The organism is Micromonospora sp. BQ11 (assembly GCF_052068135.1).
Taxonomy (GTDB): domain Bacteria; phylum Actinomycetota; class Actinomycetes; order Mycobacteriales; family Micromonosporaceae; genus Micromonospora.
This window is the reverse complement of the sequence record NZ_JBQHDB010000019.1, coordinates 103,622-127,738: the sequence shown is the minus strand read 5'-3', so window position 1 is coordinate 127,738 and position 24,117 is coordinate 103,622. Positions and strand designations below refer to the sequence as shown.

General features: G+C 65.1%; 23 protein-coding genes, 1 tRNA gene and 1 pseudogene. 14 read left to right on the top strand and 11 right to left on the bottom strand.

The genetic code is table 11. The features are described from left to right. Nucleotides 1-91 precede the first annotated feature (91 nt). The 3 genes and pseudogenes from ACTMSW_RS29520 to ACTMSW_RS29510 all read right to left on the bottom strand — a co-directional run. Entirely contained in the window at nt 92-346 is a 255-nt protein-coding gene (locus ACTMSW_RS29520) for a hypothetical protein (protein ID WP_441184022.1), read from the bottom strand. After that, on the bottom strand, nt 262-600 hold the full coding sequence (locus tag ACTMSW_RS29515; RefSeq protein WP_441184035.1) for a recombinase family protein: 339 nt from the start codon (nt 598-600) through the stop codon (nt 262-264). The genes ACTMSW_RS29520 and ACTMSW_RS29515 overlap by 85 nt, the downstream gene beginning before the upstream one ends. Then, nucleotides 570-995: pseudogene (locus ACTMSW_RS29510) on the bottom strand (transposase); the annotation flags it as partial. The gene ACTMSW_RS29515 and the pseudogene ACTMSW_RS29510, both read right to left, overlap by 31 nt. Before the next feature lie 527 nt (nt 996-1,522). Between ACTMSW_RS29510 and ACTMSW_RS29505 the strand changes: the two are divergent. From ACTMSW_RS29505 to ACTMSW_RS29490, 4 genes are all read left to right on the top strand, one after another. Then, complete coding sequence (locus ACTMSW_RS29505; protein WP_441184021.1) at nt 1,523-2,701, top strand: hypothetical protein; 1,179 nt, start codon at nt 1,523-1,525, stop codon at nt 2,699-2,701. A gap of 226 nt (nt 2,702-2,927) precedes the next feature. Beyond that, on the top strand, nt 2,928-3,854 hold the full coding sequence (locus tag ACTMSW_RS29500) for a hypothetical protein (protein ID WP_441184020.1): 927 nt from the start codon (nt 2,928-2,930) through the stop codon (nt 3,852-3,854). A 610-nt stretch (nt 3,855-4,464) separates the two neighbouring features. Continuing rightward, nucleotides 4,465-5,430, top strand: coding sequence for a hypothetical protein (locus tag ACTMSW_RS29495; protein ID WP_441184019.1), 966 nt, complete (start codon nt 4,465-4,467; stop codon nt 5,428-5,430). 519 nt (nt 5,431-5,949) lie between these two features. Continuing rightward, entirely contained in the window at nt 5,950-6,087 is a 138-nt protein-coding gene (locus ACTMSW_RS29490) for a hypothetical protein (RefSeq protein ID WP_441184018.1), read from the top strand. Between the two features lie 76 nt (nt 6,088-6,163). Here the strand turns inward: ACTMSW_RS29490 and ACTMSW_RS29485 are convergent, their stop codons facing one another. Together ACTMSW_RS29485 and ACTMSW_RS29480 are read right to left on the bottom strand one after the other, a co-directional pair. Then, nucleotides 6,164-7,084 carry a 2-dehydropantoate 2-reductase gene (locus ACTMSW_RS29485; RefSeq protein WP_441184017.1) on the bottom strand — a complete coding sequence of 307 codons (921 nt, stop codon included), beginning with the start codon at nt 7,082-7,084 and terminating at the stop codon, nt 6,164-6,166. Continuing rightward, nucleotides 7,081-7,971, bottom strand: a complete 891-nt coding sequence (locus tag ACTMSW_RS29480; protein WP_441184016.1) for an EamA family transporter — start codon at nt 7,969-7,971, stop codon at nt 7,081-7,083. The genes ACTMSW_RS29485 and ACTMSW_RS29480 overlap by 4 nt, the downstream gene beginning before the upstream one ends. Nucleotides 7,972-8,071: 100 nt before the next feature. Here ACTMSW_RS29480 and ACTMSW_RS29475 point away from each other — a divergent pair, with 100 nt between their 5' ends. Then, nucleotides 8,072-8,623: a CGNR zinc finger domain-containing protein gene (locus ACTMSW_RS29475; RefSeq protein WP_441184015.1), complete on the top strand. Its 552-nt coding sequence runs from the start codon at nt 8,072-8,074 to the stop codon at nt 8,621-8,623. A 569-nt stretch (nt 8,624-9,192) separates the two neighbouring features. Here the strand turns inward: ACTMSW_RS29475 and ACTMSW_RS29470 are convergent. Then, nucleotides 9,193-11,034, bottom strand: a complete 1,842-nt coding sequence (locus ACTMSW_RS29470) for a family 43 glycosylhydrolase (protein ID WP_441184013.1) — start codon at nt 11,032-11,034, stop codon at nt 9,193-9,195. Between the two features lie 2,077 nt (nt 11,035-13,111). On the opposite strand from ACTMSW_RS29470, the gene ACTMSW_RS29465 reads away from it, so the two are divergent. From ACTMSW_RS29465 to ACTMSW_RS29455, 3 genes are all read left to right on the top strand, one after another. Then, complete coding sequence (locus ACTMSW_RS29465; protein WP_441184012.1) at nt 13,112-14,206, top strand: ROK family protein; 1,095 nt, start codon at nt 13,112-13,114, stop codon at nt 14,204-14,206. A gap of 266 nt (nt 14,207-14,472) precedes the next feature. Next, a complete protein-coding gene (locus ACTMSW_RS29460; protein WP_441184011.1) occupies nt 14,473-15,687 on the top strand; it encodes a LysR family transcriptional regulator in 1,215 nt (404 codons plus the stop codon). Nucleotides 15,688-15,932: 245 nt separating this feature from the next. Further along, nucleotides 15,933-16,112, top strand: coding sequence for an STAS domain-containing protein (locus ACTMSW_RS29455; RefSeq protein ID WP_441184010.1), 180 nt, complete (start codon nt 15,933-15,935; stop codon nt 16,110-16,112). Between the two features lie 561 nt (nt 16,113-16,673). Here the strand turns inward: ACTMSW_RS29455 and ACTMSW_RS29450 are convergent. Further along, nucleotides 16,674-16,931: a hypothetical protein gene (locus tag ACTMSW_RS29450; RefSeq protein WP_441184009.1), complete on the bottom strand. Its 258-nt coding sequence runs from the start codon at nt 16,929-16,931 to the stop codon at nt 16,674-16,676. Nucleotides 16,932-17,102: 171 nt separating this feature from the next. Between ACTMSW_RS29450 and ACTMSW_RS29445 the strand changes: the two genes are divergently transcribed. After that, nucleotides 17,103-17,567 (top strand): hypothetical protein, encoded by a 465-nt coding sequence (locus ACTMSW_RS29445; RefSeq protein ID WP_441184008.1) that lies wholly within the window; start codon nt 17,103-17,105, stop codon nt 17,565-17,567. Nucleotides 17,568-17,615: 48 nt separating this feature from the next. Here the strand turns inward: ACTMSW_RS29445 and ACTMSW_RS29440 are convergent, their stop codons facing one another. Beyond that, nucleotides 17,616-17,807, bottom strand: a complete 192-nt coding sequence (locus tag ACTMSW_RS29440; RefSeq protein WP_441184007.1) for an endonuclease — start codon at nt 17,805-17,807, stop codon at nt 17,616-17,618. A gap of 440 nt (nt 17,808-18,247) precedes the next feature. Here ACTMSW_RS29440 and ACTMSW_RS29435 point away from each other — a divergent pair, with 440 nt between their 5' ends. Both ACTMSW_RS29435 and ACTMSW_RS29430 read left to right on the top strand, forming a co-directional pair. Beyond that, nucleotides 18,248-18,457 carry a hypothetical protein gene (locus ACTMSW_RS29435; RefSeq protein WP_441184005.1) on the top strand — a complete coding sequence of 70 codons (210 nt, stop codon included), beginning with the start codon at nt 18,248-18,250 and terminating at the stop codon, nt 18,455-18,457. A 362-nt stretch (nt 18,458-18,819) separates the two neighbouring features. Continuing rightward, nucleotides 18,820-18,885, top strand: a tRNA-Ser gene (locus ACTMSW_RS29430). Here ACTMSW_RS29430 and ACTMSW_RS29425 read toward each other — a convergent pair. Beyond that, nucleotides 18,859-19,446: a LysR substrate-binding domain-containing protein gene (locus ACTMSW_RS29425; RefSeq protein ID WP_441184004.1), complete on the bottom strand. Its 588-nt coding sequence runs from the start codon at nt 19,444-19,446 to the stop codon at nt 18,859-18,861. The genes ACTMSW_RS29430 and ACTMSW_RS29425 overlap by 27 nt on opposite strands. A gap of 136 nt (nt 19,447-19,582) precedes the next feature. Continuing rightward, the gene (locus ACTMSW_RS29420; RefSeq protein WP_441184002.1) at nt 19,583-19,756 is read right to left on the bottom strand and encodes a helix-turn-helix domain-containing protein; all 174 of its coding nucleotides are present in this window, start codon (nt 19,754-19,756) and stop codon (nt 19,583-19,585) included. 130 nt (nt 19,757-19,886) lie between these two features. Here ACTMSW_RS29420 and ACTMSW_RS29415 point away from each other — a divergent pair, with 130 nt between their 5' ends. From ACTMSW_RS29415 to ACTMSW_RS29405, 3 genes are all read left to right on the top strand, one after another. After that, on the top strand, nt 19,887-20,816 hold the full coding sequence (locus ACTMSW_RS29415; protein ID WP_441184001.1) for an NAD-dependent epimerase/dehydratase family protein: 930 nt from the start codon (nt 19,887-19,889) through the stop codon (nt 20,814-20,816). Between the two features lie 152 nt (nt 20,817-20,968). Beyond that, on the top strand, nt 20,969-21,583 hold the full coding sequence (locus tag ACTMSW_RS29410) for a nitroreductase family protein (protein ID WP_441184000.1): 615 nt from the start codon (nt 20,969-20,971) through the stop codon (nt 21,581-21,583). A 460-nt stretch (nt 21,584-22,043) separates the two neighbouring features. Then, complete coding sequence (locus ACTMSW_RS29405) at nt 22,044-23,267, top strand: MFS transporter (protein WP_441183999.1); 1,224 nt, start codon at nt 22,044-22,046, stop codon at nt 23,265-23,267. Nucleotides 23,268-23,494: 227 nt separating this feature from the next. On the opposite strand, the gene wrbA is transcribed toward ACTMSW_RS29405, so the two are convergent. Then, on the bottom strand, nt 23,495-24,094 hold the full coding sequence (gene wrbA, locus ACTMSW_RS29400; protein ID WP_441183997.1) for an NAD(P)H:quinone oxidoreductase: 600 nt from the start codon (nt 24,092-24,094) through the stop codon (nt 23,495-23,497). Nucleotides 24,095-24,117: the final 23 nt, after the last annotated feature.

Genomic DNA, 24,117 nt, shown 5'->3' with positions numbered 1-24,117 from the left:
TGATGCTGGAGGATGACCTCGACTTTCCGGTGACGTGCGGAAGCCCCGCGGTTCCCGTCGGAGAACGGGACACGGGGCTTCCGGAGGTTCGTCAGCGGTCGCTGCGCGGGTCGTGGTCGGCGCTGCGGCTGCCGGACTTGGCCAGGCCGCGGCTGACCAGGTAGCCGATGGTGAGCAGGGTGATGTACCACCAGGCCTTGTCGGCGGCGAAGTAGTCGCCGCCGTTGTCGGCGGCGCCCTCACCGACAGCGTTCGAGGCGATCAGGACCCCGATGACGGCGAGCAGGTAGACCGCCAACTCGGTGGTCTTGCAGGACGGTTTGGTCTCGTCGCCGTGCCGGTGCACGCGACGAACGTCGCGTCCACGGCGCTCTTGGACCAGGCGATGCCGCTGCGGTGCCGGTTGCGGGTTCGCTCGTGCGCTGATGGGCAGGGAACGTGGTTGGCGGTGAGTCCTTCGGCGATGGCGTAGATGCCGATGCCTGCGAGGAACTCGGCGAAGATTCGTCGAACGATCGGGCCGTCTGCTCGTCCGGGATGAGTCCCTTGAGGCGTTTGCCGTCGGCGGCCTGGTTGCGCTTGAGGCGGTTGATACCGCACTCCACGGCGTGACGTTGCTGGTAGACGTGCGGGTTGAGGGCCGGTGGCCGGCCACCCCCGGATGGACCTCCGGTGGGCGTTCTGGTCGGCCTTGCTCGGGATCGTCGCGGCGATGCCACGTCCCCGCAGGTACAGCCGGTTGGTCTTGGACGTGTACGCCTTGTCGGCCAGGACCGGTTCGGGCGGGTCCTGAGGCGGCCGGTGACCAGGCGAGGAACGCGGATGACGTCCAGAACCGGGATGAACCGCGAGCTGTCGCCGCGATGCCCGCCGGTCAACACGATCGCGAGCGGCTTCTGGCCTTGTTCGCAGCTCAGAGGCAGCTTCGTGGTCAACCCGCCCCGCGACCGTCCGAGCGCGTGATCAGCAGGCTCGACAGTGCGACGTACCCCACCCTGCCGACGCCGAGGCGGCGGCGGAATCAAACGGAGCCGCCAAGTCCCACAACTCGTCAGGCACCCACTGCTGAATCAATAGCCGGTCCACAGGCGAAAGGATCTACCACGCGGGTCGGCCGACCGCCACCTGAGACACGGTTCTAATACGCTGCACAATCGACATGCGTGCGTGTCGTCCGGCGGCAAGCTTGCTGCAATCTAGCGCTTCCCGACCCCGCATCCCGCTTCTAGCATCGCTGTGCAGGTGCAGACCTCATCCGATGAGGCATCGGCGCGAGGGGAAGGTGGTACGAGTTCGGCCGCTGATCGGTTGTGGCAGGCCGGGGCCCGCAGGCCTGGCCTCGCGCATGGTGGATAGGAGATTCGCCGGGAATCACCCGGTCCTCACTCATCGTCGTGGTGGCGTCACTGTTTCTCCAGTGTCGCTCCTAACAAACATAACGACCTGGCGTGTTGATCCGCGGCTTCATGTTGTTGTACGGCATGGAACTGCTCGTCGTATAGGTTTCGGGAGACACGAGATCGTGCTCAAGGTTCTGAAGTTCAGCAGACGGTCAGAAATTCTACCTGCGCTCGCCGTACTTCTGGCGAGCATGTTGTCGATTGCCGTAGCGCCCTCTGCAAACGCGGCAATCGGACAATGTGGATCCCTGCAAAGTGGGGACGAACTCCGTCGGGGAGAAAGCCTCTACTCGTGTGACGGCCAGTACCAGCTGGCGCATCAGAATGATGGCAACGTAGCCTTCTACCGGGTGGGCGGAGGTGCCCTCTGGGACACCCGGACAGGTGGCCGAAACACGTCCGTTTTCGTGATGCAGCACGACGGCAACCTTGTCTTGTACGACGGCTCCAACGCTGTTTGGGACGCCGGTACCGCCGGTAACGGTGGTGCTTTCGTAGCGTTACAAGAAGACGGCAACATGGTCATCTACAGGTCGCCGAACGAGCTGACAGCTTTATGGGCACGGCCGGCGGACGAGAACACGCGCCCCCAGGACGGTACCAACTGCGAGCCCGCCTTCGTCGTCGAGAATTATGGCGGTGTCCAAGGCTCGATTGGCGTCGTGTCGGCCGGACACTGTGACACACCCGGCAAGGCCGCCTTCGGTGTCAGCGGAAATCAGGATTTCGAAATCGTTCCCCTTGATGTCAACAAGCTCAGTGCACCGGTCGTCGCAGGGGGCCAGGAACTGCGATCCGCCAACTTCTTCAAGGCTGGCTCAGTGAATGGGGATAGCTTTACCAGCTCCGACCGGGCGGGCATGGAGGCTAACCCGAAGGTTATCGGGGCGAACGGACCAATGGTTTGCCGCTACGGAGGAGTTTCCGGGAAGCGGTGTGGCAGCATCACAAGGGACGATTACGCTCCGTCGTACATCGCGGGCGCTCAAGGCTTCTACCTGCTTGACATTCCTTGCGTCAAGGGTGACAGCGGGGCCGCCGTCGTCAGCATGGATGGTAGCCGTGCGGTGGGGATCGTCTCTGGGCGGCGTAGAGCAGACGGTGCCTGCATCGTCTCCCGGCTGGACCAGGTCTTCCCTGGCATGAAGCTGTATCAGCCGCCGGCGCTGGACGCCAGATATCAGCTACTGGGCCTCGTGGGAGACAAATGGTACGTCCTCGGCGCTCCCGCAGCAACCCGAGCCAACTGCCTCAGAGCCGCTGCGGAAAAAAGGATCGAATTTCGGTGCGTACCCGCGTGATCGAGTCAACGGCAGCAGCTGCTGGTTTCGGGCAATGTGGCATACCTGACTGTGCCATACCACACAGCTCTTTGAGTGAAAGGTGTTCTTGATGAGTCCTGACCCGTGGCGGGAGTCCACTCACACGATGCCGTCAGATCGACGTCTCGCACGGTTCCTTGGACGGCCTCGACGCCGTACGTGGTCGGTCTTTTCGGCTGGCATTCTCGTCACGACACTACTGGTGGTGACGATGGGATCCGCCAAGGAAGCGCAAGCGGCGGGTTTCGCGTGTGAGATGCCTTCTGGCTCCGCCTTGCACCACAACGAGCGGCTGACGAGCTGTGGCTCCGAGGCGCAAAGCCTCGTTCTGCAGCAGGACGGCAATCTCGTCCTGTATCGCCACTCGGACGGTGTTGCATTGTGGCACTCGAGCACCCATGGAAGAGCCGTAACAAAGGCTGTCATGCAAACCGACGGAAATTTCGTGCTCTATGGTGCGGACATGACGCCGCACTGGTACTCGGGTACGCAAGGGTTCGGCGGCGCCGTCCTGCGCCTGCAGGACAGCGGCGGCCTCTCCATCACCGTCGGCGGTTTTGACGTCTGGTCCGGGGATCGCGGCTTCACCGACGAGCTGCACGTGCTTGATGTCAACAACTCGGGTGGCATCCAGTTGACCTTCGACTCGGCAACGCGTCCAGGAGGGGACGAGGCGACGGGCGACGGGGACGCGGATGAGACTACCGACATCGTGCCGAAGGATGCCCGCGCAGGCGATCTGGTGCGCGTAACAGCGGTCACCCCTGGCGGCACCAGATCAGTCATCTACACCGTCGTAGCGGATCGCAGTCTTCTCAACGTCGTCGCCGAAGCCTTCAAGAACGGGGTCGAAGTCGGGGCCGTGGGGTTCGGCATCGGTAAGGTTTTCAACATGGGGGACGACGGCACGACCGTTGGGGTGGCAGCAGGTACGACTGGTTTTGTCATCGGAACCGTCAGCGGAGGTATCAGCGAGGCCGCGAAACAGATTTTCTTCCCACAGTTGGTGCTCAGGGAGGGAGACCACACGAAGCCTGGTTTCATACCGAGCCGGGTTTTCCCGGTCCGAGGATACTGGGCGCCGCCGGGCAACGGGCAGCCCGGCCGCGTGATCCCGTTCGACAATAGGTGACCATACCGGGGCGGCTGCTCACACGAAATGTTCGACCGTGACAGGTCTTCAGTGCGAGCGGCCGCCCCGAACAACAACGCCGTCTGAGGGCTGCCAGTGTCACGGTCGACTGACGACCGGGCGTCGCCTCGATTGGTGGAGGAACGAGATCTAGGGCATCGGTAGCGTCATCCCCTCTGAACTGCCTGGTGCCTGGTGCCTGGTGCCTGGTGGTGGGAGCGGCTGCTCGGGGCGGGGACCACCGGGTCGAATCATCGCCCCTCCTGAACCGGCAGTGGAGAATTCAAGACAGGAGCTTCGGCGCTATGGGTGTGGTGCGAGGTGACGCCTGGGCCTCGAGAACGCGGCGGCGGCCAGGCAGCGGCGGTACAGAGACGCCGGTTCTTCCAGATAACTCAGAAAGGGCGGGCCGTCGCTGCGACACAGGAGCACGGGCAGGCAGGCGCGCTGCGGTAACGTCCGGTCGTAGTCTCCGACGGTGCTTGGGTGCCCTGTCGTGGAAGAGCGAATACTCACCGGGGCACGGTCAATCTGGTTCGTATGGGCAGGGACCATCATCACGGCCCGAGGTCGGGGCGAGACACGCGTGTGTTGTGGCATCGTCATGACCATGAATCCGCCTTTCGATGATGCCCTCGCCGCCCACATAAGCGATGCCTTTGCGCGCATGCTTGCCGCGGGCGAGCCACCAGCGGTGGCGGCACGGCGGCTCATCGACACCGCCATGGTGCGGATCGCGCTCGCCGTACCGGAAGACCAACGGGGGCCGGAGTACTGGTCGGACAACCTCGGCCTGCTGCTGACAGTTGCTACCGTGCAACTGCGCCATGGCGTGCTCGACGCGAACATCGAGCAGGTAGCCCTACAGGCCGTTAGAGTCGTTCTGAGCCCCGGGTCAAGGTTTCCAGCCGTGCCACGGGCGGCGGCCAAGACCTTCGCCGACGAGCTGCACCGCCACAAGACGCATCAGGCACGCCGGGCCGCTGACACGGTGCCCACCAGGTTGCTGCCCACACCGGTGGACCCCAGTGCCTACGACCGGCTCGTTGCCCTGGTATCGGACATCACGGAGCGGCGCGAGGGCAGCGACGACGGCCGGCTGGCCGAGATGCTGGCCCAGTTCAACGCCCTGACGCAGGGCACCTACACCGCCGAGGAGGTCAGCCGACACGCGGCAGCGGCGTCAACGGACACCTACGTACGCTACCTGTTGGCAGGACCTGCACCGATGATCGAGGACCTGTCCTTCGACGAGGCATCCCGAGTTGTGCAGGCGCTCACCGCAGGAACCCTGAAGGAGCACGATGAGTGGTATTTCCTGGACCTGCTGGAGCACAACCTACCGGGTGGGCACGTCAGAGACCTCATTTACTGGCCGAACCACTGGTTCGACGATCCAGCGCTACTCCACTTGAAGCTGAGCAGTGACCAGATCATCGCGTACGCGGCAGGTCGCTCTGGGCGCCGACTGCGGGACGCGTCCTCCGTCGACTTGCCCCATCCTGCGCCGGCAGCCGCTCCGGCAGAACGTGACCGGTCACAGCTCCAGCCCCACGCACCAGACACAGGCCGGTGACGGTAGACGTATCCCACGTCAAGAAGCGGCGTCTCGCGGCACTGATCCTCCGTGCTCTCATCGACAAGCACGAGATGGGCGCGCGCACATCAGGGAACGCCGACGGGGATCGGATCTGACGGCACCTCTCTGGTCAACCTGGCGACCGCCGTGGGGTCTCCGTCTGGTAGATCATGTTTCGGCAGAGAATGTCGGACAGGCGGCGCTTAGGCAGCACGGCTTCCCTGTGGGTTTGCCTGCCGCTCGTTCGCGCTGGTAGTGGTTCCGGCCCAGGATCGCTCGTGCGATCTGTGCCATGGCCGTCACATGCGGCGCGTACCTCGGTGCCGGTTGCTGGCCCGCGAGAGGTCATGACGTCGCCGATGCCGTGCCGATCGGTCAGGGGGTGCCCGACGCTACGACCGCCGTGGACGGCGTTGCCGTTACCTCGGCGATGCGACGATCGGGGCGACACATTTAGCCCCGAGCAGGTCCACGGCGACCTGGCGCACGGTGCGGGCCAGCACGGCCGGAGGGCGGATGCTGCGCCAGCTGCACGAGGTCGTCGCGGAGTTCGGCGAGGCAACGGAGGGCGGCGGTGGCCTCATCGACGACGGCGGCGGTGTCGGGTCGAGCAGCGGTGTGTGCGGCGATTCCTACCGAGAGGCCTCGGCCTGATCGGCCCTTGCGGCCGTGCCTGATCGAGAGCATCCAGAGCTGCCGGGCGTGCTCAAGGTGTTCGGTGGGGATCCGTTTACCGGGATGTGCTTTCGCGGAGACCGAGCGCCTCGTGGACGACGCTGTTGACTGGCGTCGGGGTGCCGGTGCGGGCGCCGAGGCGCACGACGGCGCCGGTCCAGGCGTCGATCTCAGAGCGTCGGCCGGCGGTGATGTCGCGGTGCAGTGAGGTCGTGCCGTCGTAGGGTTGACGGTCCACGAACGCCATGGTGGCTGCGACGATGTTGTGGGGCAGACCGATGCCGTGGGCTGCGGCGAGTTGTTCGATCTCGGCCATCGCGGCTTGCAGCAGTCGACGGGTGCCCGGCCGTTCCCGCAGTGGCCCGAATGTTGTGTCGGTGAGAGCCCCGAGGCCACCAGCGGGTGTGATGAACATAAATTTCGTCCACAGCTCGGCCCAAATGTCGATTGGTGCGGTGGTGGCGATCCCAGCGCTGGTCAGCGCCGCGCGGATCCGCTCGGTGCGAGTCGTCGGCCGATTGTCCCATTCGGCGAGGTCCAGCGCACCGGCGCCGCCAGCGTGGCGGACCGTGCCAGGCTCGGTCAGCATCGCGATCACCTTGGCGACGCCAGGCAGAACCGCCTCCTGACCGATTCGTCGTGCGACCTGGTGCGGCGCCTCGACGCCGTTCTGCACAGTGATCACAGCGGTGTGAGACCCGCTCAAGGGCGGCAGCGCGGTGAGCGCCTCGTCAAGTTGCCAGGTCTTGACCGCCAGCAGGACGGCATCGACGGCGCCGACGCTGCTTGGGTCGTCGGTGACGCGCACGGGTATGACTCTGGCCGTACCGTCGACATCGATGAGAGTGAGCCCGTTGCGGCGTAGGGCCGCCAGGTGGGCGTAGCGGGCGAGGAAGCTGACGTCGTGGCCCGCGGCGGCGAGCCTGCCGCCGAGATACCCGCCGAGGCCGCCAGCCCCTATAACAGCGAATTTCATGAGGCCTCCTGGGTACGGACGGGCGTGGCGTGTCGCTGCTGGCCGAGTTGGCCGATGGCCAGGCCGGCGACGATGAGCGTCATCGCCACGAGCTTCATGAATGGCAGCCGCTCGTGGAACAACAACACCGATCCGCTCAGCCCGAAAACCGGAACGAGCAGGGAGAACGGGGCTACCTGGGCGAGGGGGTAGCGGCGTAGTAGCCGGTTCCACGCCCAGTAGCCGAGAATCGTGACGGGATAGACCTGGAAGAGCACCGCGGCGACTGCAGTGACGTCGAGGTTGTGCCAGGCTTCGGTGTAGGCGGCCCAGCCATGACTTAAGTAGGCGAGGGCGAAGAGCGGAACCGGTGAAAATAGGCTGGACCAGACGAGGAACGCGAGCATGTTCGACCCGCCGGACTTCTTGACGATCAGGTTCGCCACACTCCACGCGGCCGCGCCGGTCACAACCAGGCCCAGCCCGGCCAAGCCGACGCTGCCGTCGCTGACGAACGTGACGCACGCCAGTCCGGTGAAGGCGACGGTGGCACCGACATACGTGTAGCGCGTCACCGCCTCGCGCAGCACCACGGCGCCCAGCGCCATGGTGAACAAGACGCTGGTCTGCAAGACGAGCGAAGCGATTCCCGGGGAGACGCCGGCGGCGATGCCGAGGTTGACCAAGCCCCACAGGCCTACGCCGAAGACGAGGCCGTAACCGGCTGTGTAGCGCCATGCGACGTCTGGCTTGCCGACGAGCAGTACGGCAGGCAGAGCACACAGTGTGAACCGGATGCCGGCCAGCACGAACGGATCGATACGGGCCAGGCCCAGCTTGATGACAGAGAAGTTGAGGCCCCACACGGCGGTGACGGCGACCGCCAGCAGGACATGTCGTGCCCTCACCGGAGGGAGAGCGAGTGATGCGGCATACCGGTCACGTTACCGGTTTATGCGGTAACAGGACTGTGACGAGTGTTACTTGTTCGGGTGGTAACCTGGCCATGTGGACTTCCGTTTCCATGGCGGGCGAGCTTCGGTGAACTTCACTGCCACCGTGGGCAAGCGCTGGCATGACGGCGGGTTCGAACGTCTGAGCGAGCCGGCCGCGCTGGGCCGGTGGTTCACCGAAGCCGGTCTCACCGAGGACGACCCGCACTGCTCATTGGCGGACCTGCGCCACGCCCGCCAACTACGCGAAGCCATCTACCGGCTGATGCTGGCCCGGATGGGCCGGGCGCGTCCGATGCCCGACGACGTGGCCACGGTCAACGCCTGGGCAACAAAGCCGCCACCGACCATCGAGCTGCGCACGACTGCTAGCGGGCTGCGCGTCCAGCGGGCACAGGTGACAACACCCGCCCTGCTCGCCCAGCTCGCCCGCGACGCCGTGGACACCATCGGCGACGCCGATGGGCACCGCCTACGTGAATGCACCAACCCCGAATGCTCGCTCCTGTTCGTTGACACCTCACGGGCCGGCACCCGACGCTGGTGCTCCATGAGTGCATGCGGTAGCCGCGACAAAATGGCCCGCTACCGCTCCAACAGAAACTGAGCCCAAGTTAACTCAGCACGCGCTACCCAAGCAGGGACTGCTCAGGTTCGCGCAGCGGACGCCGTCCCCGCAGATCGGTCGGTTGGCGACCTCGCCGTCGCGGATCCCGGGTTCGTCGCTGATCTGGTTGACCTGGACGGTTCCGTGTCGGTTGTAACGCTTCGTTGATCATGTCCGGGGCGTTTGTGGAGCGGTGACTGCCGCGTCGGTCGGTTCTGTCGATCGAGGCAGTTGAGCAGCATGACGGCGTGGTGGTGCAGTCAGGTCGGGTTGGGGTGGCGACTGCTTCAGGTGCAGATCCGACGGTTTCGGTGCGACAGCACCGACTTCCCGGCGAGGTCCTTCGCCGAGCGGATCGACGGGCGGACTGCACCGCACACGCGGTTGAGCCGGGACTGTGAGGTGCTCACTCCATCTGGCCTGCTGGGGCGCACCCATGCCAGAGGGCGCCGAGATCTGCAGCACGTTCTTCCTCGGCACCCTCTGAACTACGCTCTTTTGGCGCGGCTAAGATTAACTGCTCAACGTGAATGTAGCGTTCGATTCAAAGAGCTTGCGTCCCACTGTTGTCATCTGACACTGACATGGTCCAGAACAGCCCACGCTGATTGTACGTTCGTCGCTCCGCCGTAATACCAAACCTTGACTCTCTCTTGCGCGCGCGCCGTGAAGGTCAAGGTGTAACCGGCGTACACACCGTTCGCTGACACCGCCGGTTGGGGGTGTTGCGCCACTCCCTGAACGTCGACGCCAAGGACAGCAGAGAAGTTGCCGGCTGCCTGAGCGGTGAGGGTGTACTGGCGTGTGACGGGGGCGATGAACTCCTGGACCAGGGCCACGCTCTGCGTTGAGGTCGGATGGAGGTAGCCGTTCCCGTTTCCTGATTGTGGGTACGCGCGCTCCTGTCCGGCCCTGGAACTATCGCCTTCCACGGTCCACGGCGAGACCGTGCTCGCTTCGAAATCACTGTTGGCGACGAGGTTGGACGCTGGTACCTGTGGTGGACCTGCATGGGTCGCGCGGTAGATCTGGACGCGATCGGCGTTGATGTATCCGTCACCCACGGCATGGGCATGCAGGGTGTACTGCCCCGCAGGCAGTTGATGACTGTCGAAAACGACGTCCGAGGCAGAATCGACGTTCGCCTTGAGGGACACGGTCGTCTTGGGGACGACGAGGTCACCGTTGCTGTTGGTGACCGAGAAAGCGACGCTGCCGTTCACGGGGCTGGTCGGGCTGTTGACCTTGATCTGCACGCCGTCGAAGCGAACTCGATAGGACGCGTTCTGTGAGTTCGTGTAGTGGTTGTCGCCAGAGTGGGCACCGGAGTTACCTGCTTGTGACCAACCTGGCGAATACTCAAATTGGCCGTTTCCCGTGCCCGTGGTGTTGTCATTGACGGACATGGGCGGTTGAATGGAAACCGGCTGTACCGGCCCAGATGTCGGAATCACCTTTTCGATAGTGCCGTCTGCATTATGGTAGAGCTTGTCCACCACCACTGACCGCTTGTAATCGGAAGTCTCTCCGTTCTGCACACTTCTCTGCCGGTTGTGGTAGAAAATGTACCACTGGCCGTTGATTGCGAGAATAGAGCCGTGAGTGGTATTCGCGGCATAGGGGAGGTCGCTGAGTATCACACCTCGATTTTCGTACGGCCCGTAGATATTGTCGGCGGTCGCGTAGCCGATTTCTGTTCCACTCCTGGCATACGAAAGATAGTAGCGGTTGTTGTACTTGTGCATCCAAGCGCCTTCGAAGAAGTTGCTGGAGCCGTTGAACTGCACCTGTCGCGGCGTCTCGGCCAAGGTCGTCATGTCCGCGTTGAGCTTGGCGATGAACGGGTTCGGCGCGCCGTCGGCACTCTGCCCTGATATGGCATACGACGTCCCGTCACTATCTGTGAAGACCGTCGGGTCGAAGGCTTGCGGGTAACCGGAGATCAGAGGGGCCGCGAGGGGGGTAAAAGGGCCTGTGGGGGACTCAGCTACCGCGACACCGACATGGTCGGTATTACCTCGGCCTTCATCAGATTTGACCGGGAAATAGAAGTAGTACTTACCGTTCCTGGTCGCAGCGTCGGGCGCCCATGCCTTAGATTTCGCCCATGGTTTGTCGACGCCGTCAATGGACGCGATCACTCCGTGGTCTGTCCACCTGTCTAGCGTGGAGGACGAGAAGACGTGCCAGTCCTCCATGTCCCACCAGGTCGAATCATCCCTGTCGTGGGAGGGGTATAGATACAACTTGTCTCCGAAGAGGCGAGCGGACGGATCAGCGGTGTACTGGTCGGTGATGATCGGATCTGATGCGGAAACAGGTACACCACCCGTCAGGACGAGGATTGCGGTGGTGAGTAAGGCGGTGCCACCAAGCCATGCTCGTCGCCGATCCATGTTCTTCGTCGCCATCGACATTCCTCCGGTTGGGGAGCGTAATTGTGGCTTCGTCGGTCCGCCTCGACCCGGCAGCAGTGCCTCGGCTGCTGTGCGTCACGAAGTACTCGGACCTGCACGGAGCTGGGTCCGAATCGTCACTGATGAAATTCTCAGTGTCAAGAGCTTGCCAAGATGATGGTCTCGCGCGCCCACGCTGCATTTCTCGATGGCTCTGTCCGGCTGTCGCGACACTACGGAGGGATCGCGCGTCGCTCGCAAAGTTCGGGATACGAAGACGGCCAGAAGACACCACTAACACGTTCGTACACGGTTGACGGTGGAAGAAGCAGGGTCGTCTCATCCAACTTTGGTACGGCGGGTGTAGCCCTGATTCGCCGGGCGTTGTGCTCGGTCCGGCTGGTGTGTCGGTGGTCGGACAGGAGGCTGGCGATCACGCAGAGGTTGGTGCCGAAGGATGGACCTACCCGATGGCTGAGTGCAGGCGCTGGCCTTTGTACCAGTCGACCCACTCGGCGGTGGCCACTTTGACCTGGCCCTGGGCGCGCCACGAACCCCGGGACCTGATCAGCTTGGCCCGTAGAGGCCGATGGTCCGTTCCATCAGCGCGTTGTCGAGGACGTCACCGACACTGCCGATGGAGGCGTCGATACCGGCGTCGAGCAGATGGATGGTGAACCGGCCACCCAGTAGCCGCTCGGGGTGATCTGGAGCCCGTGCTGGCGCAGCACGCGACAGAGCGGCTCGACTCCGCCGAACGGTCTCGATGCTCCTTGACGACATTCACGAGCGTGCTCGGAGGCACACGTCATTACCGGCGCCGGCGGCATCCCCCTGCGGCAACCGCCACGACGTCACCTGACTACCGCCCCCGGCTCGACAGGATCTCCCGCACCGAGGGCATTCACGGCCGACCATGACAACGACCGAAAGGGTCTACGCCGACCGAGTCCACGACCACGCCCGCTACCGCCGTCAGCTACGCGCCGAGGGCATCACCTCGGTCATTGCTTGACGCGGCAGTGGACATCGCTCCGGACTCGCCGCCCGATGCTGGGTCGTCGGACAGGCCATCGCTCCACTGCACTGGCTCCACCGCCTCCGCATCCGCCCGGGAGACCTGCGAGAACACCCACCTGCCTCACCTCTCGTCTGCGCCATTGTCTGCTGGCGCCGACGCCAACGCTCAAAGAGCACCGGGTTGGGAAGGCAGCGCCGGTAGTCGCGACACACATGCTCTAGTCATGGGCCGAGAGTCACTGTCCGTGGTCGTACGCTGCCGGTGACGGCATTGACATGGGAGGTGATGTGATTAAGTATTCCCATACAACAAAACCCCCTACGACAGAAGCCCAGCTCACGCGTACCTGCGCCGTATCTCACTCGCCGGTCCATGCTGCCTAAACCCCATAAGACAAACTTCGTGTTAATAAACTCTTGCGGTCACATGTCAGACAAGTGGCCGTGACCGAGCGTGCTGACACGTGACCGTGGACCGCAAGAAAGATGGCATGTCGTTTCAAAGAGAGGGAGCCAGAGTCAAAGCCCACGACTGCATGCCTGCCTCCCGTGCCCTTCGGACCTGGCTGGGCAACCTAGTGCGGTTGGGTGACTCTGCCGTTCACTAGGCATGACCAGAGCCTGTCGCTTGCCGACCAGCTCGGTGAGGACCCAGCGGTAAGACCCTCAAGGTGCCGCTTCGCACCGCAGTACTGCTCTTGCGCCGGTGTGTCAGAGGAGAACGTAATCCGTCCTCCGCTGCAGGAGATACAGACGGTCAGAGACAGGCTGCCGAAAAGCTATTCAGGCATCCGTACGATGTGCGGCCGAGCCTCTGTGCCTGTGCATCCAAAAGACGATCCGCACGATGCACGTTAGGGATCACCGGGACCATGAAAGTTGCAGGAGAGTCCGTATAATGTCCGAGTCTAACGCTAGCTTGCGCGGCAAAGCACAAGATCGGCCCTCGACTGGAGCTCGGCAGGATCAGCTTCGACTGCATAACCTTAGCTTCGTCCTCACCCATCTGCATCGACACGGCGCAACTGATCGCTCAGCATTGACCAAGTTGAGCGGCCTGACGAGAAGTACGGTGGCGAATCTCGTAGCCGAGCTGGTGGATCGCCGCCTCGCTGAAGAAAGTGCCCCTGAAACCGCGCCGTCTCGTGGGCGTCCGTCGCTTGTGGTATCGCCGCGAAAAGATGGACCAACCGTCCTGGCAGTTGACGTCGGCGTCGACTCCATCGCGACCGCCATCATCGGCTTCGGCGGACGGATACTGTCCTATCGAAGATCGGATCGACCCAGATCCCGGCTGGCACCGGCCGTAACCATCGACGACATCGCCAGGTCAGCGTATCCGCAGTTACAGGAGTTTGGTGCGTCCTGTGTCAGCATTAGTGCGGCGGTAGCTGGCATGGTGGACGAGGCCTCGGGTGTCGTCCTGCTCGCTCCCAACCTCGGATGGCGGAACGTCGACTTCGGGCAAGAATTGGCGCGCGCTCTGCACAGCACATTGCCGGTCCTGGTCGGGAACGAGGCCGATCTCGGCGCATTGGCGGAACGAACTCGTGGGGCCGGTTTGGGCTACCGCGATATAATCTACATTTCCGGTGAAGTGGGCGTGGGCGCAGGCGTCTTTATAGGTGGGAAGGCCATGATTGGTGCGAGTGGCCAAGCCGGCGAGGTGGGCCACATGATTCTCAACACCGGCGGGCGCCTATGTCGGTGTGGTGGAAGGGGCTGTTGGGAAACAGAAGTTGGCGAAGACGCATTGCTGAGGCACTACGGCGCGGATCCGGCTGGAGGGCGGGCGGCAGTAGATCGGCTTTTGATTCGCGCCGGTGAGGGCGACGCTGCGGCGAAGGCGGCGCTGTCCACGGTGAGCCGGTGGCTGACTCTAGGCTTGGTGAGCCTCTCAAATGTTTTTGGCCCTCAAGCTATTATTCTTGACGGGTTGTTCAGTCGCCTCTTCCCATTCATTCGCGAAGAGCTGGAACAAGATTTCGGCCGTCGTGCGCTCGCGCCCACTGGTGGCCAAGTACGGATCCTGACCTCGCACCTTGACGGGAAGTCCGCGTTGTACGGGGCTGCCGAGAAGGGCTTCGACCGGATTCTCCGAAACCCGACGCTTTTTCCCACAAGTGCATCGACGCCCTGGGATGCTGATCTGGCCACTCCGGCATAAACGCCCCGCCTACTGCGCTTCGATTCAGAACCAGGGCTAGCCGGAAGTCTGTCCTCCTTGTCGGTCGGGCAGATAGTCATGGCCGCGGGTTCAGTTCGTCACCGTGTCGTACGTGGTTGCGTCTGCGCCAAGGCACATGGTCCGCGTTCGCGTAACCTGTCGTTCTTTTTGGTGGATCGCGCTCAGCAATACCGCTGGCCGCTCCGGATTCGTCAGCCTATTATGCCGCTTTTCAAGCGCTGCATCGGAAGACTTGCAGGCCAAATATGGAACCTCGTTGGGAAGACCTGAACACCATAGCTGCCGTGGTCAAGACCGGCAGCGTCACCGCTGCGGCCAGAGAGCTTGGTCTCGCGCAGTCGACAGTGAGCCGCCGCATAGCGAACGCCGAATTAGATCTCGACGTCCAGCTGTGGAAACGCTCGTCTCGGGGTATGATGTCCACCGGATTGGCTGTCGCGATCTCCGACGCCATCACACTGGCTGAGCCGATGCTCGCACATGCAATGAGATTTCCCTCACCCTTGCCACGTCGACTCCGAGTCGGCACCTACGTCGTGTCTCATGGTGAGATAGCTGCTCTTTTCGGGGATTTGTGGCCTGATGTTGAGTGGGAGTTGGTGGATGATTCCTACGATGATCTCTCTGAACGATTCAACGCTGGAGCGCTCGACGTTTACGTCGGTTTGCAAACTCCCTATCATGAGCATCTGAAAGCAGTACATCGATATGATGTGTTCAGGGATCCGCTGTGCGTGGCGGTGCCGGTGAACCATCCATTGGCTCACAGAACAAATCTCACGCTGGCCGACTTCGCGAACGAGAATTGGGTCGTGAGCCCGGACGCAGCAATAGGAAGGCTGTTTCGTGAGGCGTGCATACACGCTGGATTTGAGCCGCGGATACCCTATCGAACCGATCGCTCACGCAGCGTTCAAGACCTCGTGGCAGCAGGTCGTGCGGTCTCCTTGTGCGTTCCGCTAACCACAGCGGACAGCGCCATTGTGGTACGTCAGGTTTCCGGGCTGCCCAACGTCAGTGTGGCGATCGCTTGCGCCCTGCCGGGCATCGAAGTCACAGCGGAGCTCACCAATGCCGTCCGCGGCTGGTACCTGAGGCGGGCTTCTGAAGTACCAGCGTACTGGCAGAAATTTGTCAAGGAGGTGGACGGCCTCTGGCCTGACCCGCCTCGAGCGACAAAGCCCGTCGTTGTACCCCATGAGGCTTGGAGTGATGCGCAGGCTGTCTTGGCGTTGGGGAAGACTTCTTCGCTCACTGCCGCAGCAGCCCAACTCCGGTGCTCAGAAGCCACAGTAGCACGGGCGGTACATCGCCTCGGACGCCGAATGGGACGTTATCTGGTGACTCCCAAGACGCGTCCTCTGCAGCTGACAATCGACGGTTTCATACTATTGAGCAGCCTTCTCTCGGTTGAGGCTGTTCTGCACGGCATTGGAAACATGACCCGCTGGGTGAAGTGATCCCTGAGACCGGATACCTCCTGGCCTCGCATCCTGCCGAGGAGGAATCCGCTGTGGCTCGACGGAGTAAGTACCCGAGGCGTTTCGCCGCCAGGCCGCGGTGGGCTGATGCTCGACAGCGGTCCGGATGGCACGAGGGCAACGATCAGCGTGACAGTGCGGCCCCAACCAGTGGACCCGTGAGGCAGTCGAAAATGCGGGATGAGGGTACGTGGCAGTGCAGTCTTGACGCTGGCGTGCACGAGGTGACGCTGCTGTTGTCCGGGGAGATCGACCTCTCCGGCGTGGCCCGCTTCGCCGACGTGCTGCGGGAGGCGGCCTACTGTGCCCCAGGGGCGCGGGTGGACATGGCTCAGCTTGCGTTCCTGGACTCCATCGTCCTGAGCGCGCTCATCGGGAGGCATCGGATGCCGAAAAGCGGCTGACGGCGGTCAAACCAGTCGGGCACGTGCGTCGGGTGCTGGACCTCACAGGGCTTCTGGCTGTCTATGGGAAGGAGAGAGACACCTGGCGGAGCGTCGGCTGAGCAGCGCAGCCGCCCTGTGCGCGCCGTGCTGGTAGGCCGGCCGAGCCGATAGCACGGCGGCCGGTGCCGATCGGTCCGTGTCGAGCAGCCCCTCGTGGCCTCCTGCCCGGTAACCGGTGATTACCGTCGACGTCGCCGATGCGGAGTCCGTCCCCCGCGCGATGGCGGAGATGTCGACCGCGAATTTGGCGCTCTGTCGCCTTGATGATCAGCCGAGTGCCCTCGACGAGCGGCAGGCCGGTGGTCGTGCGGTCTTCCTAGCTGCCGGGCGTGAAGGATCGTGGGTCGCGATCGGCAGGCAGCACCATTCAACGCTCAAGACCGCCGCAGGTGGACCCGTGCCTGCTGTGGCGAACCGGTCAGTAGCTGGCGCATTGAAGCCGGCCCTGACCAGGTTGGTCAGGGCCGGCTCACCGGATCCTCGTGATGTTGTTCGTGGTGCCCCCGGGGGTGGGGGGTGTTACTTCTTGTAGACCTTGGCCGGCGACAGCAGCGGGCAGGCCGCCTCATTGTCGTCGCTGAGGTCGTTGCTCAGCACCTTGGTGGTGATGCCGCAGAGAGCGGCGGCGACGCCGACGTCGACGGTGTCGTGCAGCACGACGTCACCGATCTTGATGTCGACCAGGCTGCCTCCGCTGGCCATCGCGGGGGAGGTGGCACCGGCGATGCTAACCACGGTCAGCGCTGCCACAGCCAGCACCTTTGCCATACGTTCCATTGCAACTCCCTCGCCGGTGACCCCCGCCGGCCGCTACCGACCCGTACCTTCTCGGGCAACCGCGCCCGGCACACGGTACGGGTCGGTGGGCAGACCCTGCACCTGGACTACCACGGCAACAACCACCAGGCCGGCGAGCTGTTCATCTGCGCGCCCCGCCAACGCACCCTGATGCATGTCGACCTGGTGTTTCCCGGCTCGGCACCGTTGAAGAACCTGGCGATCGCCCAGGACGTGCCCGGCTTCGTGCACGCCCTGGACATGACCCTCGCCTACCGCTTCGACACACTCGTGGCGGGGCACTTCCGTCTCGGCGACCGCGACGACGCCCGCCTGACCCGCGAGTACCTCAGCGACCTCATCGATGCCAGGGTCGAGACCAACCGCACCGTCGATCCCGCCCGGGCCGCCGCCGGCATCGACCCCACGAACGGCTGGGCAACCCTGGGCGCCTACTTCGACGCCGTGGCCCGACGCTGCGCCGAACTCGTGCCGAACAGATGGCTCACCACCCTGGGCGACGCCGGCGTGTTCCTGCTCGACAACGCCTTCGCCATCACCGAGAGCCAACGCGTCGACGGTGACCCGCTCGTCGGCCCCGACCGGCTGCCGGACTGGGGCATCCCGGGACGCTGACCGCCGTGCCAACGGCACTCGTCCATGCCGTGGCCCGCCTGGTCGACGTCACGCTGCGCCCTCGCGCCCGTGGGTGCGGCGGAAAGCAGCGCCGGGCAGGCCGGCCCGAGATCGCGCGGTCCCCTCCGGATGGTCCACGAACGGGTTCCGGTTGCCCTGCCACGCCTCGTGGATCCGCTGGTCGCGGCGCTGCTCGAAGGCGTCCGGCAGGTCCGCGCCGATGCCGACCGCCCGGCCCACCTCGCTCGGATCCGTGCGCGGATCACCGGAAGGGGCGCGGGCGGATCGAGACGACCGACGGCTTGATCCGCCGGTTGCGAACGGCCGGCGTCATCGCGCCACTCCGGAGGTCGGGGACGTCACTGGGTATGCGCACAAGATGGTCACGGCCACAGCCCAAGCCGCCGGTACGGGGGGCGACACAGGGTGTTTCCCCCGGTCTTGCGCGCCCGCGTTGTGGCTACCCGCGCACAGGACGGCACGTGATCGGTGGCGGCAGCCGTGCCGCGCGTCACCGCCTGTCGTGGCGCTCCGAGGAACCGCGTGAAACTTGCTCCCGATGGGGGTTTCGCGAATTCACACGCCGGAAAACATGAGGCCGAAGCAACGCCGGTGAATCTCCGACACCGCTGTCGACCGGCTCCCAGTCCCGAACGCTCGTACCAGAAGGGGTTCCGCCCATGGCACAGGACCAGAAGCAGCGCGCGCTGATCATGTCGCTGCTCACCGGCGCCGGGATCGCGCTGATGTTCATCGTCCTCGGCATCTTCCTCGACACCTGGGTGGCCGCGCTCATCACGGCCGCTGTCGTCCTGATCGGCTACGGCGTCCGGCGGCTGACCAACCGCCAGAGCGCGCCCGGCCGGGGCCACGTCGTCGGCAGTTCGTAGGCATTCCCCGCCCGGGTGCCCAGCAGTCGGGCAACGCCGGTCAGCCGACAGCGGGGTCCGAAGTGAAGCGCTTCACGCTCGACTCCGGACCCCGCTGTCGCGCACCACGGCCGTGCCGGCCGTGCCCGATGGGGCTACGGACGTGGCCGCTTCGCCCGCGATCCGTCGTCACCCGGTCGGCGACTGGCCTCCGAGAATCGGCTGTGTACTGGTTGCTGAGCGGGCAAGAAGAAGCGGCCGGTGCCATGAGGCACCGGCCGCTCATTGGGTAGATCGGGCGTCGAAACTAGGCGGGAGTCGGGCCCTCGGCCGCCTCCGATCTGACTGATCAAGCTGCGGACCGAAGGCAGGGGCGACTTCGAGCGGTGCGACCCGGCAACATCTGACTACGGATCAGAAGATTAGGGGTTCGATTCCCTTCGGGCGCACAAGATCAAGAGAGTCTGACCTGCGGAAACGCGGGTCGGGCTTTCTGCTCTTCCGCCCTTGTGGACGTTTGGCTGCTCTGGGGCTGCTCGTCCGACGAGCGTCCCTGTGTGGAGGTGCGTCCGGGTGGGCCCGGCCGAGTTCGGTTTGGTCGGGGCGGCGCCGATGATTCCGACCACCGGTCCCATTGGTATGCGGCGATGTCTGGGATCGGTGTCGTTAACGAGGCCGGGCGACAGCTGCAAGAGGCTGCCGGTGCACGATCTTGCCGCCGTTGGGTGGCTCAGACACCGCCAGTTCAAGGGCAGCCCCTTTCGCCGGCCACTCCGTCTGTACGCCCGGGCCAGCCGATGATCTCTCGGCGCGAACGGCACGATCTCTTCCTCCGCGATCAGGGTGGCGTTGTGCCGCTCGACCACCGGGCCGGGCAGCAGCAGGACGTCCACCTCGTCCGCTTCCATCAAGCCGAAGATTTCGTCCGCGACCACCGATTCCCGCAGGCTGATGGTCACCTGCGGATGCCGGCGGTGCCAGTCCCGGACGACCGGAGCGGGCAGCGGCACGGTAAGCCTCTGCGCGCAGGCCAGCCGCAGCGTGCCCCCCCGGCGGCCTCGCCGACGGCCCGTGCCGACTGCATCGCCGAGGCGGCCGCCTCGATGGACCGGCGTGCATCAGCGACGGCGGCGCGGCCCGCGGCTGTCAGTTGACCCCGCCCGGTTCCCGGCGCAGCAGAGCCGTCACGGTCTCGCGTTCCAGCGTGGCCAGTTGATGGGACACGGCGGGCTGCGAGGAATGCAGCAGCTGCGCGGCCTGCGTGATCGAACCGGTGCCGGCGACTGCCACAAGGCATTCCAGTGCCCGCAACGAAGCCATAAAAGAATGTTATGCATTCTATCCAAAGCATGCGCGTCTTGGAGGGAACGATACGAAGCCGCTGGTTGCTGAACTTCCACGAGCCCCCAGACGGGCCCGTCGAAGGAGCCACGGAAGACAGGAGAGACCGATGGCGGAGGCATTTGTGACAGGTGGTTCAGGCTTCATCGGCCGGCGGCTCATCCGCCGCTTGCTCGACGACGGGCACACCGTGCGGGCGCTGGTGCGCAGCACGGCATCCGCCGACGCCGTGTCGGCGCTCGGCGCGCAGCCGGTGCCCGGCGACCTGACCGATCCGGGCATGTGGCGCGACGAGGTACAGGGCAGTGACGTGCTGTTCCATCTCGCTGCGGAGACGGACATCACGGCCGACCGCGCACGTCATGACCTCGTCACGGTGGCGGGGACGCGCGCGGTCGTCGACGCGGCCCGCGCCGCGGGTGTCCCCCGATTCGTGCACTGCGGCAGCGAGGCCGCCCTCCTCGCCGGCGAACCGCTCGTCGACGTGGACGAGACGGCGCCGTTGCGCCCGGACTCCGAGGCCGCTTACTCCGCGACGAAGGCGCAGGCCGAGACTCTCATGCTGAAGGCCAGCAGCGACGACTTCACCACCGTGTCGATCCGGCCCCGGTTCGTCTGGGGCCCGGAAAGCATCCTGATCGACAGCCTCGTCGCATCGGTCAAGGCGGGCGAGTTCGCCTGGATCGAGGGCGGCCGGTGGATTACGGACGTCACGTACGTCGACAACGCGGTTGAGGGTCTTGTCCGCGGTTGGTTGCACGGCCGGACGGGCGAGGCGTACTTCGTCACCGATCAGCAGCGGGTGGCGTTGCGCGATTTCCTCGAGACACTGTTCCGGATCTATGGCCTCGACACCCCGATTCCCGATGTGGACTACGCGACCGCCGAGGCGCGCGTTCCGGTCCCGGGCCGCTGGTTCTTGGGGCAGGACTGCACCCTACGCACCGACAAAGCGGTCGCCGAGCTCGGCTACCAGCCGATCGTCACGCAGGCCGCTGGTCTGGACGCCGTCCGAGACTCTCTGACCGCTCGCCGCTGACCGATTCGGATCGTAAGCATTGTGATTAGGAAATCGACAGCATCGTCTGACGGGTTCGCCTGGTCTGCACCTGTTAGCGAGTCTCTAACCGGGCCCGCCGACTATCGCCGGTGGGAAAGCCGGCATGTCACCATCCGAAAGGAAATACTGTAATGCACCCGATCATCAAGTCAATCGAAGAGCGCCGGACGGTCAATCTCTTCGATCCGACTCGAGATGTCAGCGACGAAGCGATCAATGAGCTGGTCCGCTTGGCGGGGAAGGCGCCGACGTCCTTCAACCTGCAGAACTACCGTCTCATCGCGGTCCGGACGCCTCAGGCTAAGGCGCGGTTGCGTAAGATCGGCTGGGACCAGCCCAAGATCACCGAAGCGGCGGTGACCTTCGTCGTGGTCGGCCAGATGGCCGACCACGAGACGGTGGCCGACCGGTTGCGACCGGCGGTTGAGGCCGAGATCATGCCTGAGGCCCTCGTCGGGGCCTGGGAGGGCGGGGCGAAGAGCCTGTACTTCGAGCAGGCTTGGCGTGCGCGCGATGAGGGGGTCCGGTCGGGGACCTTCGTCGCCAGCACCATGATGTTCGCCGCCGATGCGATGGGCTTGGGCTCCTCGCCGATTAGCGGCTTCGACGCACAGGCCGTCACCGAGGAGTTCGAGCTGGCCGCGGACGAGTTCCCGGTGATGCTCCTCGCGATTGGTTACGCCGCCGAGGGCAACTGGCGGCAGAAGCCCCGCCGGCAGCTCTCGCACGTCCTGGACGTGATCTAGCGCGCAGGCGCAAGCGCTGAGCCTGGTGGCGTTGGGTGCACCCGGGACTGACCACGGGTGCACCCAACCACGCCGGCTCGCCGCCGTCGAGGACTATCGCCGGGGAGATGATTGATCATGCTTATTCACCCTTGAGCGTGCAATTTGTGTGCCGACCGGCGGTGGTCGATGATCCCGAGGGCAAGGCGGCCATCCTCGTCGCTCAGCTCCCTTTCAGCCCGAAGGCCGCCACGCCGCCATGGCCGCCGACGCGCGACCGTACGCCCGAATGCTGCCTGGCATCCGCCTTCCGGAACAGCACCCTGCCATCGCCGGTCTTGTAGTAGTCCCGGACCCGCGCCTCCTCGTCCTATTCGCACGACAGGTAGAAGGCCCTGGCGCGGTCGAACGCCGGCGTTGTGAAGCCATTGAGTGCCGGGGTCGCATGGCGCGTCGCAGCTAACACAGAGATAGGAACCTCATGTCCCCTCGGAACCGCGCACTCCCCGGCGGTCTGCTCGCCTTGGCGGTCGGCGCCTTCGGCGTCGGCCTCACCGAATTCGTGATCATGGGGCTGCTCCCCCAGGTCGCCGACGACTTCCGGGTCACCGAGTCGGTGGCCGGCTGGTTGATCAGCGGGTACGCGCTCAGCGTCGCCGTCGGCGGGGTAGCCCTCACCGCGGCGGTCACCCGGCTGCCCCGCAAGCAGGTGCTGCTCGGGCTGATGGTGCTCTTCATCGCCGGCAACCTGCTCTCCGCGCTGGCGGACACCTACGCCGTGATGCTGGCCGGGCGGGTCCTCGCCGCACTCTGCCACGGCGCCTTCTTCGGCATCGGCGCCGTGGTCGCCGCCGGGCTGGTCGCGCCGGCCCGGCGGGCCGGTGCGATCGCGAGGATGTTCGCCGGCCTGACCGTCGCGAACGTCCTCGGCGTCCCGTTCGGCACCTTCCTCGGCCAGCACCTCGGCTGGCGCTCCACCTTCTGGGCCATCACCGGCATCGGCGTGCTGGCCTTGGCCGCGCTGGCCCTCCTGGTGCCCGCCCGCGCGGCGGCCGACGGCGACGTGCCGGCCGGTGGGCTCCGGGGCGAACTGGGGGCGTTCGCCCACCCGCAGGTGTGGCTGTCGCTACTGGTCACCGTCCTCGGCTTCGGCGGCATGTTCGGCGCGTTCACCTACATCGCGTACCTCCTCACCGAGGTCAGCGGCTTCGCCACCGGCACCGTCCCGTGGCTGCTGGTGCTCTTCGGCGTCGGTCTGTTCGCCGGTAACCTGCTCGGCGGGCGCGCCGCGGACCGCGACCTGCACCGCACCCTGGTCGCCGTGCTGGCGGTGCTCACCCTGGTGCTGGTCGGCTTCGCGCTGACCGCGGCCAGCCCGGTGCTCACCGTGCTGTCGCTGCTGCTGATGGGCGCCTTCGGCTTCGCCACCGTGCCACCGCTGCAGATGCGGATCATGAAATACGCTAACCGGGCGCCGACCCTCGCCTCCGGCGCCAACATCGCCGCGTTCAACCTGGGCAACGCCCTGGGAGCGTGGATCGGCGGGGTGACCATCAGCGCCGGACTGGGCTACACCGCGCCGATCTGGGCGGGCGCGGCCCTCACCCTGGCCGGGCTCGTCGTGCTGCTCGGCGCCGGCCGACTGGCCCGGCGCGAGCGGGGGGACCGGGCCGCCGCGCCGCAGTTGGCCGACGCGGCAGCCTGACACCGACCCATCCGCTCGAGCACGACCACGCCTGCTCGAGGTCTGGCTCATAGGCGGCATGGAGCGGCCCGGACAGCGATGCGATGACGACGAGATCTCCTCAGGGCACGGTGTCGAAGCGGTTGAGGCAGGGCGGGAACGGTCACCGGCGCAGTGTCCGACCCGCTACGTACGTGTCGATCGAGCGCCCACCTCGCCGCCTCCCAGGTCGTTGCGATCGTCAGACGTCAGCGTCTGCCGGCATAGCGGACCACCCGCTGCGCCATATGATTCAGGGCGGCGAACTGCACCTCGGTCAGCGGGTCGGTGTTGTTGCCGCCCGTGCCGTGGGAGACCCCATAGGGGTTTCCGTCGGCGAACTTCAACGGGTCGGTGTAACCGGGCGGCACGATGATGCCGCCGAAGTGGTAGATGGTGTTGTAGAGGGCCAGCAACGTCGCCTCCTGGCCGCCGTGGTTCGTCTGCGCGGCGGTGAAGCCGGCGTACACCTTGTCGGCCAGCAGCCCCTGCGCCCACTGCGGACCAAGCGTGTCCAGGAACTGTTTGAGCTGGCTGGAGACGTTGCCGTAGCGGACCGGGGTGCCGAATAGCACGGCGTCAGCCCAGACGATGTCATCCGCGGTGGCCTTCGGCTCGTCCTTGGTCCGGTCGAAGTGTTGGCTCCATGCCGCGTTGGAGGCGATGGCCTCGGCGGGGGCGAGCTCGGGGCACTGCCGAAGACGGACCTCAGCTCCGGCCCTCTGCCCGGCTTCGGCCAGACGCTCGGCCATCGCGTGGACGGTACCGGTGGCCGAGTAGTAGATGACGGACAGCTTGACGCTGGTCATGGCAGCTTCTCCCGCCTGGTGTG